Here is a 12,866-nt window from a genome sequence, read left to right on the forward strand (position 1 = left end):
GGGAGGGTGGGGCACCCACAGCATCGTAAGATAAGAGAATGATAGCAAGTGGGGGCGCTGCGGGCAGCGCTGCTTTCGTACCACATCCATGGTTTAAGAATGGGCATGCGCAGACGCTGGCTGGGAACTTCCAGCGGCGGAGGAATTTGCTGCCGCTGGCAGAAGACCGCTTGTTCAACGTGGAAGAAGATGCGCAGATCCTGTGCCATTGCCATTGGCAGGTCGATCGATCAGCACGGATGACGCTGATCATCGTGCATGGGCTGGAGGGGTCGAGCGATTCGCGGTATGTGATTGGCACTGGGTCGAAGGCGTGGAAGCGCGGATGGAACGTGGTGCGCATGAATATGCGCAATTGCGGCGGGACCGAGTCGCTGACGCCGACGCTGTATCACTCGGGGATGTCGCATGATGTGGCGGCGGTGGTGAAGACGCTGATTAATGAAGATCGATTGACGGAGATCGCCGTGGCAGGGTTTTCCATGGGCGGGAACCTGGTGCTGAAGATGGTTGGAGAGTGGGGCACGGCGGCGCCCAAAGAAGTGAAGGCGGCGGTGGGGATCTCGCCGGCGATTGACCTGGCGGTTTCGGCGGACGCGCTGCACACGCCGGGAAACCGGATCTACGAGTGGAAGTTTATGCGGGGGTTGCGCAACCGGATCAAGCGGAAGGCGAAGTTGTATCCGCACCGGTATGACCTGCGGTATCTACGTGGGGTGACGACGATCAGGCAGTTCGACGATCAGATCACGGCGCGATATTCAGGATTTACCGGCGCAGATGACTATTACGCGCGGGCGGCGGCGGCTAACGTGGTCGACAAGATCGCGGTGCCGACGCTGGTGATCCACTCGAAGGACGACCCGTTTATCAAGATGACGCTGGAAAGCCGGGCGAAGCTGGAGGGGAATTCGCACATCCGGTTCATCGAGACAGAGTTTGGGGGGCATTGCGCGTTCATGGGAACGCCCAACGGAGACGATGATGGGCGGTGGGCGGAGAAGCGGCTGGTGGAATTTGTGGGGGAGCACGTGTGATGGAGTGCGAGTTCTCGGTGGAGTTGGGGGCGGACGATCCGACGCTGGCGGTGCCGTGGCGGTCGCCGGATGGATCGGTGGGTTTCGTGGACCTACGGTTTGACAGTTCGATGATTGTCGAATTGAGCGAAGTGAAGGAATTCCCGGAGCTTGGGGAGTTTTTGCGCGCGCTGAATTCTGGAGAATTCGCGACGGCGAAGTGCGATGTTTGGTTCGATACGTTGATGGATGTTGATGATGAGCCTTACGAAGCAGCGATGAAGTGCGCTAGTTATGTGGATGTGTACTTCGCTGGTGCGCGGTTGGCATCGTTTGAGGAGCATGAGCTGAGAGCACGTGCGGTGGTGAAGCGGGTGCGAGCGGCAGAGGAGATTCGGGGACGCGCGGAGGTGGTGGTGCGTCGGGCGTGGTTTGGGGAGGACGAAGGGTTTTATTGGACGGTTTATTTGACGGGGTATGGGGAGGATTCGGACTCTTCGCGACAGCAGTGGGCGAAGGCGATGAGAGTGGTTGAAAAGGCGCTGAGTTGATCGTCGTGAGAGAGCTTGTGGCAGTGGTGGCGACGTCGGCGGCGTTGGGATTGCCACGGCGCGGCTGACGCCGCTCCTCGCAATGACAAGGGGGATGGGGTTGTGGAGGGATAGGGGTCCTTCGACTGCGCAGCGCTTCGCGCTGCTCCGCTCAGGATGACAGAAGCATAAAGATTAGTGTGAAGAGGAAGTGGTTTGGGCTGCGCTCTGTGGGGGCGCGGCTTTTAGTTTTTGCAGGTCGGATTCTAGTTGGGCTTGCTTCTTGGGATCTTTGAGGGCGACGGGCTTGCCATCGTGATCGGAGAAGTAGGTCAGGAGAGCTTCGCGGAGGTCGGGGGTGATCTCGGCGTTGTCTTGACTGGTGAGACGGTTCACGAGTTCGGCGTAAGTTGAGTCGGAGAGCGAGTATTCGCCGGGGCGGGTGGGCTTGCCGGTGTCGAGATCCATGGCGTGGAGAGTGACTTCGCCGTTTCGCAGTTGTTCCGTGAGCTGGGTGTAGTAGTCGTAGGTGCTGTTGACGCTCTTGAAGTAGAGGTCTTGCGTCTGCGGTGTCGGGTTCTTATAGGCGAGTCCGCGGAACGGGCCGATGTGGGGGAAGATCTTCAGGACTACGGCGAGGATGCGGGCTCCGGCGCCGGGCTTCTGGTATTGCTTGCCCCATTGCTTTTCGTACTGGGCGCGTGAGAGGCGGTAAAGGAACTTCTGACGGTTGTAGTCGGGAATCTCTTTCTTCATTTCGTCTTCGCGGCTGGCGACGGCAACCCTGGTCATCTCGGGGATGATTTTGCTGACGGAGCGGCGGTAGGTCCCGAGGGCGAGGTCTTCATGGGTGATGACGCTGGTGATCTCGATACCGTAGGTGTCTTTGAAAGCGCGTTCGAGCAATGGTTTCGAAACTTCGAAACCGATGAAGTCGTGGTAGGACTGCGGGGCGTAGCGGCCCTTGGCGACCTGGCTGACGTCGAAGCCAAACTCGACTTCGAGGTGAGCGGAGTGGTCTTCGGCATAAGTCACAACTCTGCCGTACTTGGCGCGGAGCTTGGGGAACTCGATGGCGACGGCCTGGTTGACGATGGGGTGTCCGGTGATGTCGGAGGCGTAGTGAGCGAGGGCGCCGAGGGCGAAGGCGTACTCGTTGATGCTGTCGGACTCGTTAATGAGGTTGACGACGAAGTCGCCGGAGCGTACGTAGTGCACGAGATCGCTAAAGGTGCGGTTGCCGAAGGGGTAGTAGCCGAGGTCCTGGATGACGGCGCCGCCATAGGCGTAGGCGTGGGCTTCTTTCAGATCGTCATCGGTGGCGTCGGGGAAGCGGGCCTTGATGAGGGGGACGATGTCGTGGTCCCACGCGAGGTCGATGACTTCTTCGTGAGTGAGGACGGAGTAGGCGCTCGTCGGGGGACAGAGCGCCAACAGGATAAGGTACACGCTGCAAAGGCGGAGCAATCGCGGCACAACGGCCTCGTTCTTACAGAGCCGGCCGGCGCCCTGTGATGAGTTGGATAAGCAGGGCGACGACAGCGAGGACGAGCAGGAGGTGGATGTAGCCTCCGATTGTATAACTGCTGACAACGCCGATGAGCCAACCGATAAGCAGGATGACGAAGATCGTCCAGAGCATGGGTGCACCTCCTATACGAGTAGTTAGAGGTGAGAAGCGGGATGGTGGTTGTATAGCGGTCAGGGGCTAAAGCCCGTCATTTTTCCAGCGGCTTTTCGGCACGGCTGAAGCCGTGCCCTGATACAAGGCGTGAGTCAACTATTAGTCGAGGGGTTCGGCGTCGATGCCGATGTTTTTTTCGCCGGCGGCTTTTTTCTCGTTGTACTTCTTGACCCAGGCTTCGAAGGACTTGCCGGCGGCGCTGTCTTTGCCGGTGAAGCTCAGGGCGGCGATGTCGCTGTAGCGGATGCTCATTTTTTCGGCGCTATTTTTGGGATAGAGGCGGACGGTGCATTCGCTCAGGTCGGCGGATTCGGCACGACGATCGAAGACGTAGCCTTCGACGGAGTCACCGGTTTTGAGGGTGATGGTGAGGTCGCCGCGGAAGTCGAAGGCTTTGTCGAAGGCGTCGTGGATTTCGGCGGGGGTGGCGAGGGAGGGAATGTAGCCCTCGAGGTTTTCGTGCTTGAATCCGAGTTTTTCGTCTTCGCCGTGAGTGTTGGGATTGTGCATGGTGCCTCAGGGGCTAAAGCCCCTTTTCTTTTCGTACTCTTGCGGCAGCGCTGAAGCGCTGCCCTGATACAAATCTCGTACCCTGATACAAATCTCGCGCCCTGATACAAATCTCGTACCCTGATACAAACCTCGCGCCCTGATACAAACCTCGGGCCCTGATACAAACCTCGGGCCCTGATACAAACCTCGGGCCCTGATACAAACCTCGGCCCTGATACAAACCTCGGGCCCTGATACAAACCTCGGGCCCCGATACAAACCTCGGGCCCCGATACAAACCTCGGGCCCCGATACAAACCTCGGGCCCTGATACAAATCTTACGACTCGGGAGTCGTGATGTGGACGAGCGTGGGGGTGGGGGCTTTGGGGCGCGGGGTTTGGTCGTTGTCGACTTCTGGGTCGGGATAGCGATGGAAGAATGTGGCTTTCGCGGTGGCCCAGAGGCCGCCCAGGGAACCGAAGGTGTGGTTCACGGCGCTGGCTTCGTAGCCGCTGTGGACCATGCAATTGGCGCATTTCGGGTTGCCGCTCTCAGTGCCGTAGCGCTCCCACTTCGTCGTGTTGATGAGTTCGTCGAAGGTATCGGCGTAGCCGTCTTGCAATAAGTAGCAGGGCTTCTGCCATCCGAAGATGTTGTAGGTCGGCATGCCCCACGGGGTGCATTTGTATTCGCGCTTGCCCATGAGGTACTCGAGGAAGAGTGGGCTCATGTTGAACTGCCATTTCTCGTGACGATTGCTGAGAATCTGGCGGAAGAGGCGGCGCGTTTTGTTCTTGGAGAGGAAGTGCTCCTGGTCGGGGGCCTTGTCGTAGGTATAGCCCGGCGAGAGCATCATGCCTTCGACGCCGACTTCCATCATGGTGTCGAAAAATTCGCGGACGGATTGCGGATCGGCGCCGTCGAAGAGCGTGGTGTTGGTGGTGACGCGGAAGCCACGGGCGAGCGCGAGCTTAATGGCTTCGAGCGCTTTGTCGTAGGTACCTTCGCGGCAGACAGCGAAATCGTGGTGCTCCTTGAGGCCGTCCATGTGAACGACGAAGGACAGGTACTTGCTCGGCTTGAAGAGGTGGAGCTTCTCTTTGAGCAGCAGTCCGTTGGTGCAGAGATAGATGTACTTCTTGCGGGCGAGCAGTCCTTCGACGATCTCGACGATCTGCGGGTGCATGAGCGGTTCGCCGCCGGGGATCGAGACCATGGGGGCGCCACATTCGTCCACGGCGTTGAAGCACTGCTCGGGAGTAAGTTCCTTTTTCAAGATGTGGCCGGGGTACTGAATTTTGCCGCAGCCCGCACAGGCGAGGTTGCAACGCATCAGGGGCTCAAGCATCAGGACGACAGGGAAGTGCTTGCGGCGTTTGAGCTTTTGGCCCAAGACGTAGGACGCGACCGTCCACATTTGCGATACAGGAACTGGCATTGTTCTCTATTTTACCGTAATAAAGCGGTACTCACCACCCCACAGAGGTAGGAGTATCAATAGTTTAGACAGCCATTGTGATAGATGCGAGGGGAGGGCATTGGTTGCGGGAAATGAGGGGGTGAGGGGGGAATTTGGGGAGGGAACGGGGTGGCTGGGCTTGGGGGAACAGCGGATCCTTCGTCGCTGCGCTCCTCGAGGATGACAGAGAGGGTGGTGGGGTGCGGACGGTGGTGTGGGCTGGCCGCGAGAGGCGAAGAGTTTTGGCGTTGATAGGGGTTCTTCGACTGCGAATCCGCATTGGTATGCGGATTCTCCGCTCAGAATGACAGACAGGTTAGAAGAAGCCGTCTTTGCGCAGTTCTCCGGAGAAAAGCTCCACGACGCCTTTGATGACCTTGTCGGCGTTTTTGGGATTGAAGGTATCGCTGGTGCCGGTCCAGAGAAGGACGGTGTCGTCGCCGGCGACGCCGTAGAAATTGCCTTCGACGCGGACCTTCTTTTCCTCGCGCAGATATCCGGGGGTGCAAACGATGGGGGCGACGTATCCGTAGTAGCCGTAGAAAGAGCCGTAATACGGGTAGGGCGCCATGGCCTGCGGCGGAACGTAGGTGACGCTCTCGTGAATGCTGACGAGACGCGCGACGATGACGGCGTCAATGTGATTGGCCTTGATCTGCTCGCGGATGTAGTTGGGATCCATGACTGCGCCTTCGGGGCGGAGAAGAAGTTGATTGCCGGGTACGACTTCGACGTGATTCGCGGTAAGAGCGGCAGCGAGGTCGTCCTCGAAGTCGGCGCGGTGGCCGGGGTTGGGGCTCATGCCGATGATCAGCACCTTCTTGTAGGCGTGGGTCGCAGCCGCAGGACTCTTCCAACTGGTGAGGAGCTTGGCTTTGGCGGAGGCCACGCAGGGGAGGAGAAGGATGATGATCAGCAGGCGTTTCATGGGGGGAGTGTAGAGGGAATTGAGGGGTGGCGTGACCTGTGTGAAGTGACAGGCAAGGAGATCGGGTTGGCCGAATTTCAATTTGGTTCTGACGGGAGGAGAACCACTTGTCCATGGACGATTGGTATCGAGCGGAGGTTGCGCAGCGTGTTACGGTCGTCTTGCGAGCCTCTCTTAGATGAAAACCAAATTCGCGGTTCTCTGGGTATATCTAGCCTGTGCACTTCTACTTGGCAGTTTGATCAGTTGCGGCGGCGGTGGTGGGGGCGGTAACTCAGGAGGAGGCCTGACTCCTGTAGTTCCATCGATAACAGCGGTCTCGCCAACGGATGCACTGGTCGGGCGGTCTGACTTCCATCTCGTGGTAAACGGCGCGAACTTCTCCTCGGCTGCCGTGGTGTTATGGAACTCCAATCCGCTCGCGACCACGTTTGTTAACTCCGGAAAGATCCAGGCAGACGTTCCAGCAACGTCGCTGACCGTTGGCGTGGCCGTAAAACTGAGCGTAAAGAACGGCGATACAGGGAAGGTGAGCGCCTCGTTCGAGTTCGATGTGTACAACCCAGCGCCAACACTGACTTCAATTTCGCCGACGAACGCGAAGATGGGATTGCCGGTGACGATTACGGTCACAGGGTCCGCCTTTGTCAGCAACTCGCAGGTGCAGTGGAATGGGACAGCGGTGGCGACAACGTTCGTGAGTTCCACGCAACTCACGGCGGACATTTCGGCAGCGCAATTGGGAAGTGCCACTCCGGGATCGATCAAGGTATTTAATCCCGGACCACGGGGAGGGACATCGGAAGGGCAGACTCTGCTGGTGGTGAACGCCGCAACGACAATCACGACGCTCGACGTGAGCGCGACCGCAATCGTGAATGATCCGACACACGGGAAACTGTATGCAACGGGAGCATTCGATGGGTCAAATTATGGCGTATTGGCAATTGACCCGCTGACGGGCGCCGCAGGAACCTCGCAACCGGTAACGGGGCCAACCAGCCAGTTGGCGCTGTCTTCGGACGGCTCGTATTTATGGATAGGAGGACGGGACAACAACCTGATCCAAAGAGTGACGCTTCCGGGATTTGCGCCGGACGTTACGATTACGATTCCGCCCAACCATTTAGGCGAAAAGATGTTTCCGTTGTCGATGGCTGCGGCGCCTGTGGGTTCGCACGCGCTGGCGGTTATGCGGAGCAATTATTCGACGGGAGCGGATTCGCTCGGTGTCATCTATGACGATGCGACGCCGAGAGCAAACGCAATCACGCCCGGAACCTACACGGTTGCCGGAGTGACCTGGCTGACGTAGGGTAAGGACGATTCGGTGCTATACGGGCAGAATGGCGCGAGCGATGGATTCGATTTTTATCAGTTTCAAGTTGACGGAACAGGCGCGACGCTTGCGAAACGCTATAGCAACCTATTCACGTATTTTGACTTCGGCTTCTACTACAACCGGTCGAACGGGCTGATGTATGGCGTGAACGGAGAAGTCGTTGATCCGCAGACGGGAACACTTGTCGGCAGGTTCAATCTCGCTTCATTCCAGTTCTGGCCTTTATGCCTGCCGGATCTAGAACAGGATGTCGTATTTTTCCTTGGGCCAGCGTCATGGGAGAACTATGGCCCACCGCATTACATCCTGCAGGCGTTCGACACGAAGACGTATCGTCAATTAGGCACGCTTGAATTGCCGCAGGTTACAGGCGACGCGAAGAACCTTGTTCGTTGGGGAAATGCCGGACTCGCGTTCAACACAGTGTCGGATAACGTCTGGGCGACCGACAAACCTGGGGTGTACTTAATTGACGGCGATTTTGTAAATCCTCACAAGACGCCCGATGTGACGGCAGGAACGATTTTGAAGACCATCCCGCGACTGACATCTATCAGTCCGGTGAGCGCCCTGGTGGGAAGTGGGGCGCAGACGCTTACGATCCGGGGCACGGGATTCCAGCCGTCGGCGACTGCGTATTGGAACAACAATGCGCAAAGCACTACGTATATCAGCGACACGCAAGTACAAGCGAGCATTCCTCCGACGAATCTTTCGGCGGAGGGGACGTCGAGCATCACGGTAAACAACAGCAGCACTGCGGTCGCTTTTACTCCACAGGCGTTCAGGGTAGTCGGTGCGGGGTCGACCGCGATTCGGTTGAACCTGGGAAGCTACGACATCGCGTGGGACAGCAAATCCGCCAAGTTGTATGCGGCGGTGTGGAGCGCGGATGGAGCGTATCCGAATGCGGTTGTGGCGGTCGATCCGAATACCGGGAATGTTGGGCCCTCGCGCATAGGGATACCTGATCCAGACCTGCTACGCGTGTCGAGCGATGGAACGTACGTCTACACGGCCCAGCGGCATGCGAATACGATGACGCGACTCGATCTGCCCGGGCTCGACAACCCGCTCACATGGCCCCTCGGAGCGGACGCTTTTTGGGGGCCGATGTTCGCGCTGGATTTCGAGACTGCGCCGGGATCTCCAAACACAGTCGCCGTCACTACAGGCGACAGGGGAACCGAACCAGAAAGCCTGGGCGGAGTAGCGATCTACGATAACGACATTCAGCGAACGAATAAGCTTTGTGCCGATTGCACCAACCAGTTTGGGGTGATCAATTTATTCGATGACCTGGCATGGGGCTCCGATGACACAACGCTTTACTCTTCGATCATCGACGATTGGGGCTACCGCGACGACTTTTACACCATGGGCGTGAACACCTCCGGGGTTGATCTGGTCAGCCGTTTCGAAAAATTCACGAAGAGCTACAACAGTTACATCCACTACGATTCAGCGTCGGGATTGATCTATGTGGACGATGGACGCATCTTTGATCCGGTGACAGGTAATACCGTCGGCAATTTGGGAAGCTCCGGATACGTCGTGCCTGACTCGAGCCTTGGCAAGATCTTCGTGCTCGGGCAAACGGCAGCACAGAGTGGAACGGCAGATTACACAGTACTGTCATTCGATAAAGGGAGCCTGAGCCAAGTCGGCTCGATAACCATCAAGAACCTCGTTGGTGTGCCGGCGAAGATAGTTCGGTGGGGGGCTTCGGGATTGGCGATTGCCACAGTCAACAACGTGGCGCCGATTGGTGAGTTGTACATCATCAACGACGCGAGCTTCGTGAGTTCGGCTTCGCCCGCGGGGATTGGGGCCAGAACAGTCGGCCCAGTGCGGTTGTCATGGACCGTACCACAGCGGAGGGATCGAGCTTCCAAACCGGCATCTCGGAGCCAGGGAATGCCCCTTCGCTAAAAGTGAAGTAGTGCGATCGAACAAGAGGCGCGCTGATCTGCGCGCCTTTTGCGTTGATTGGGAAGAACTTTGATGGTTCGCTCCGTTTGAGTCTTTAATGGAAGACGAGAAAAGCCCCCGGGCGTCCCCGGGGGCGAAGTTGCAGCGACGCTACAGGGTTTTGTGCGGCGACTTGGTTGTGGCTTTGGCGGCTTTGTTGGCCGGGTAGGCGTGCTCTTTGTGCGGCTTCTTCAGGGTTGTGCCTTGTATGTGAGTGAAGGGTTCGGTATCGGCGAAGGTGGGCAGGTTGTGCGCGCGCGTTTTGGTGACAGCTTCAAATCCGGAGGCGAGCTTGATGAGAGTGGGCTCGCTGAAGGCGGTACCGAAGAAGCTCACGCCTAGAGGAACTCCAAACTGGGTGCAGTCGTTTGGTTTCGTGGGAGAGGCGCAGAGTTTTGGCATGGCGCCCGGTACCTGAATGATTGGGTAACCCGGACCGGCGGCCATTCCTGAGGTGCCGAAGATGAAGTGATCTCCGTATAGCAGGTCGGTGGACCATGCTGGGTTGTCGGTTGCGGTGAACACGGCATCAAGATGGAACATCGAGATCGCGGCATCGATTCCATTGACACCAGCGTTGTGGTCGATGGCGAGGGCCTGGTTGTAGGTCATGCCACCGAAGGCGGGCTGAGGATCATCGGCGCCGGGAGCGAGGGTAATGGTGAGGTCCCAGATGTCCTGATTGAAGAAGGGCATTTCTTCTTCGGGGTGGGCGTTGTTGAAGTCGATGGCGGTCTGCAAGTCTCCGCCGCCGATGGGAACGCTGAAGCGGGTGGCGAGATAGGCTTTGAGGTCGTTGCGGAAATCGAAGCACAGGACGAGGAACTCACCGTCAGCAGTGGCGAAGGTGAAGCCCGCTGCGTCGAGATCGATGACGGTCGCACCAGCGTCTTCCAAGGCCTGGACGGTTTCTTCGAAGGCATCGAGCACGGGTTGGGGCGTGCTGACGTTGGTGAATCCGGAGAGACCAACGCGCGTGACACCGATGGTCGCGCCGTTGAGGCCGTTCTTATCCAAGAACTGGGTGTAGTCGGTGGGGATGGTGGGACGCGTTTTGCCGGTTCCCTGCCAGCCGAGAGGAACTCCGCCGGTTGCGGGATCACGTCCGTCGGAGGTGCGGCTCTGGATGATGCCGAGGGCCGCGGCAGCGTCCGCGACGGTGCGACCGTGAACACCGACAGTGTCCTGAGTGTGGGAGATGGGAACCGCGCCGGCGCGACTGGTGAGGCCGACGGTGGGCTTAATGCCGACGACACCGTTGGCGTTGGCGGGGCAGACGATGCTGCCGTCGGTTTCGGTACCGAGCGAGACAGCTGTGAAGTTAGCGGACACGGCAGCGGCGGAGCCTGAACTGGATCCGCAGGGATTGCGATCGATGGCGTAGGGATTGTTAGTTTGTCCACCACGGCCCGACCAACCGCTGACGGATTCGAAGGAGCGGAAGTTCGCCCATTCCGAGAGATTTGTCTTGCCGAGGATCACGGCGCCGGCGGCGCGCAGGTTGGCGGCGACAGTGGAGTCGCGGAAGGCGGGGGCGCCGACCAGCGCGAAGGACCCGGCGGCAGTCTGCATCTTGTCGCCGGTATCGATGTTGTCTTTGAGCAAGACAGGAATGCCGAGCATTGGGCCGCGCACGCCGTTACGGCGCATGCGATCGGCATTCTTGGCCATGTTGAGCGCGTCAGGGTTCAACTGGATGACGGCGTTCACTCCCGGGCCGTTCTGGTCGAGGGCATCGATTCTTGCCAGGTAAAAGCGAGTGAGTTGTTCGGAATTCAGTTGGTGAGAATTCATCAGGTGCTGAAGCTGGACCAGGGTGGCTTCGTTGTATTGGTCAGGCGCGTTGTGGTTTTTGTGATTGGCTGTTTGGGCGGACGCTAACGGCGCTGCCAGCAGTGCAGCGCACACGAGAAAACAAAATCCAGAGAGACGGGGGAGTCTCATCTTTGACCTCCATGAGGATTAGTGGAAAGAAGGTGGGTCTGACTCTCCGATTCGAGCGAAGGTGGGAGAGGGGCAGAAATTCGCTCGGGACATTCTGCTCCCAGCGGGGCGCGGTGAATCAAAAAAGTGGAGCGGAAATTGTCAAAATTAATGGGCACCTCAAAGGTGCCCGTGCAGGGACAAGTCGTAGAGCGAGGTTACTCCGAGGTGAAGTAGTCCACTTCCACCGGGTTCTCGAAGAGCGAGTAGTCGCGGGTGACGACGGTGATGCCGCTGTCGGTAACGTGGTATTTCTGGCGGTCGGATTCGGTGTCGTAGCCGATGACTGTGCCTTCGGGGATGTGGACGTCGCGGTCGATGATGGAGCGGCGGATGCGGCAGTGGCGGCCTACGTTGACGTGCGAGAAGAGGATGCTGCTGTCGACCTCGCTGAAGGAGTTCACGCGGACGTCGGGCGAGAGTACACAATTGCGCACCGTACCACCGGAGACGATGCATCCCATGGAGACGACGGAATCGAGCGCGGTACCCATGCGGCCTTGCTCGGCGAAGACGAACTTCGCGGGCGGGTATTGGCGCTGGTGGGTGCGGATGGGCCACGCCTTGTCGTAGAGGTTGAAGACCGGGGCGACGCTGACGAGATCGAGGTTGGCGTCGTAATAGGCGTCGAGGGTGCCGACGTCGCGCCAGTAGAGGGCTTCCTTCTTGTTTTCGTCGATGAAGTTGAAGCTGTAGATTTTGTACTCGCCGACCATCTTGGGAAGGATGTTGTGTCCGAAGTCGTGCTTGGAGTTGGGATCTTCAGCATCTTTCAACAGGACGGGGATGAGCACGTCAGTGTTGAAGATGTAGATGCCCATGGAGGCGGAGACTTTGGATGGATCGTAGGGCGAACGAAGTTCGGTGGACTTGGGTTTCTCGACGAAGCCGTTGACGTGGCTCTGGTTATCAACGTCGACGACGCCGAAGTGACGCGTTTCGGAGGGATCGATGAGGATGGTGGCGAGGGTGACGTCGGCGCCGGAGTCCTTGTGCTGGCGCATCATAAGGTCGTAGTTCATTTTGTAGATGTGGTCGCCGGAGAGAATGAGAACGTACCGCGGCTGCTCAGATCCGATGGAGTAGATGTTCTGATAGACGGCGTCGGCGGTGCCCATGTACCAGTTCTCGCTGACGCGCTTCATGGGCGGCAGGATTTCGATGAACTCGCCGAGCTCGTTGCCGACGATGCCGCTCCAGCCTTCGCGGATATGACGGTTCAACGAGAGCGCCTTGTACTGCGTGAGGATATACACGCGGCGCAGGCCGGAGTTGATGCAGTTGGATAAGGTGATGTCGATGATGCGGTAGATGCCGCCGAAGTTGACGGCAGGTTTGGCGCGGTCTCGGGTTAGAGGATAAAGGCGCTCACCAGCGCCGCCGGCCAGGAGTACTCCCAATGTCTCGATCATCGTCTCTCGCTATCACTGCGCCATCCGAGCGAACATGGCGAAACAAA

General features: G+C 58.5%; 11 protein-coding genes. 4 read left to right on the forward strand and 7 right to left on the reverse strand.

Annotated elements, in window-relative coordinates:
- Positions 1-38 precede the first annotated feature (38 nt).
- Positions 39-1,037, forward strand: a complete 999-nt coding sequence (locus tag ACID345_RS05190; protein ID WP_011521815.1) for a YheT family hydrolase — start codon at positions 39-41, stop codon at positions 1,035-1,037.
- Positions 1,037-1,567, forward strand: a complete 531-nt coding sequence (locus ACID345_RS05195; protein WP_011521816.1) for a hypothetical protein — start codon at positions 1,037-1,039, stop codon at positions 1,565-1,567. The genes ACID345_RS05190 and ACID345_RS05195 overlap by 1 nt, the downstream gene beginning before the upstream one ends.
- Before the next feature lie 174 nt (positions 1,568-1,741).
- Here the strand turns inward: ACID345_RS05195 and ACID345_RS05200 are convergent, their stop codons facing one another.
- From ACID345_RS05200 to ACID345_RS05215, 5 genes are all read right to left on the reverse strand, one after another.
- A complete protein-coding gene (locus ACID345_RS05200; RefSeq protein WP_011521817.1) occupies positions 1,742-3,022 on the reverse strand; it encodes a zinc dependent phospholipase C family protein in 1,281 nt (426 codons plus the stop codon).
- Positions 3,023-3,035: 13 nt separating this feature from the next.
- On the reverse strand, positions 3,036-3,188 hold the full coding sequence (locus ACID345_RS26570; RefSeq protein WP_011521818.1) for a lmo0937 family membrane protein: 153 nt from the start codon (positions 3,186-3,188) through the stop codon (positions 3,036-3,038).
- Positions 3,189-3,329: 141 nt separating this feature from the next.
- Positions 3,330-3,740, reverse strand: coding sequence for a hypothetical protein (locus tag ACID345_RS05205; RefSeq protein WP_011521819.1), 411 nt, complete (start codon positions 3,738-3,740; stop codon positions 3,330-3,332).
- A gap of 321 nt (positions 3,741-4,061) precedes the next feature.
- On the reverse strand, positions 4,062-5,162 hold the full coding sequence (gene hpnH, locus ACID345_RS05210) for an adenosyl-hopene transferase HpnH (RefSeq protein WP_011521820.1): 1,101 nt from the start codon (positions 5,160-5,162) through the stop codon (positions 4,062-4,064).
- A 337-nt stretch (positions 5,163-5,499) separates the two neighbouring features.
- Positions 5,500-6,111: a hypothetical protein gene (locus ACID345_RS05215; protein ID WP_041855462.1), complete on the reverse strand. Its 612-nt coding sequence runs from the start codon at positions 6,109-6,111 to the stop codon at positions 5,500-5,502.
- A 178-nt stretch (positions 6,112-6,289) separates the two neighbouring features.
- Between ACID345_RS05215 and ACID345_RS05220 the strand changes: the two genes are divergently transcribed.
- Together ACID345_RS05220 and ACID345_RS05225 are read left to right on the forward strand one after the other, a co-directional pair.
- Positions 6,290-7,426 carry an IPT/TIG domain-containing protein gene (locus ACID345_RS05220; RefSeq protein WP_011521822.1) on the forward strand — a complete coding sequence of 379 codons (1,137 nt, stop codon included), beginning with the start codon at positions 6,290-6,292 and terminating at the stop codon, positions 7,424-7,426.
- Between the two features lie 15 nt (positions 7,427-7,441).
- Positions 7,442-9,385: an IPT/TIG domain-containing protein gene (locus ACID345_RS05225; RefSeq protein ID WP_011521823.1), complete on the forward strand. Its 1,944-nt coding sequence runs from the start codon at positions 7,442-7,444 to the stop codon at positions 9,383-9,385.
- A gap of 150 nt (positions 9,386-9,535) precedes the next feature.
- Here the strand turns inward: ACID345_RS05225 and ACID345_RS05230 are convergent, their stop codons facing one another.
- Both ACID345_RS05230 and glgC read right to left on the reverse strand, forming a co-directional pair.
- A complete protein-coding gene (locus tag ACID345_RS05230) occupies positions 9,536-11,368 on the reverse strand; it encodes an amidase family protein (protein WP_011521824.1) in 1,833 nt (610 codons plus the stop codon).
- Between the two features lie 197 nt (positions 11,369-11,565).
- Positions 11,566-12,819: a glucose-1-phosphate adenylyltransferase gene (gene glgC, locus ACID345_RS05235; protein WP_011521825.1), complete on the reverse strand. Its 1,254-nt coding sequence runs from the start codon at positions 12,817-12,819 to the stop codon at positions 11,566-11,568.
- Positions 12,820-12,866: the final 47 nt, after the last annotated feature.

This window comes from Candidatus Koribacter versatilis Ellin345 (assembly GCF_000014005.1).
Lineage (GTDB): Bacteria > Acidobacteriota > Terriglobia > Terriglobales > Acidobacteriaceae > Korobacter > Korobacter versatilis_A.

What these genes read in the sequence shown, in the direction of transcription:
- ACID345_RS05190 (WP_011521815.1), top strand. Translation starts at nt 39, where the DNA reads ATGATAGCAAGTGGGGGCGCTGCGGGCAGCGCTGCTTTCGTACCACAT.
- ACID345_RS05195 (WP_011521816.1), top strand. Translation starts at nt 1,037, where the DNA reads ATGGAGTGCGAGTTCTCGGTGGAGTTGGGGGCGGACGATCCGACGCTG.
- ACID345_RS26570 (WP_011521818.1), bottom strand. Translation starts at nt 3,188, where the DNA reads ATGCTCTGGACGATCTTCGTCATCCTGCTTATCGGTTGGCTCATCGGC.
- ACID345_RS05205 (WP_011521819.1), bottom strand. Translation starts at nt 3,740, where the DNA reads ATGCACAATCCCAACACTCACGGCGAAGACGAAAAACTCGGATTCAAG.
- hpnH (WP_011521820.1), bottom strand. Translation starts at nt 5,162, where the DNA reads ATGCCAGTTCCTGTATCGCAAATGTGGACGGTCGCGTCCTACGTCTTG.
- ACID345_RS05215 (WP_041855462.1), bottom strand. Translation starts at nt 6,111, where the DNA reads ATGAAACGCCTGCTGATCATCATCCTTCTCCTCCCCTGCGTGGCCTCC.
- ACID345_RS05220 (WP_011521822.1), top strand. Translation starts at nt 6,290, where the DNA reads ATGAAAACCAAATTCGCGGTTCTCTGGGTATATCTAGCCTGTGCACTT.
- ACID345_RS05230 (WP_011521824.1), bottom strand. Translation starts at nt 11,368, where the DNA reads ATGAGACTCCCCCGTCTCTCTGGATTTTGTTTTCTCGTGTGCGCTGCA.
- glgC (WP_011521825.1), bottom strand. Translation starts at nt 12,819, where the DNA reads ATGATCGAGACATTGGGAGTACTCCTGGCCGGCGGCGCTGGTGAGCGC.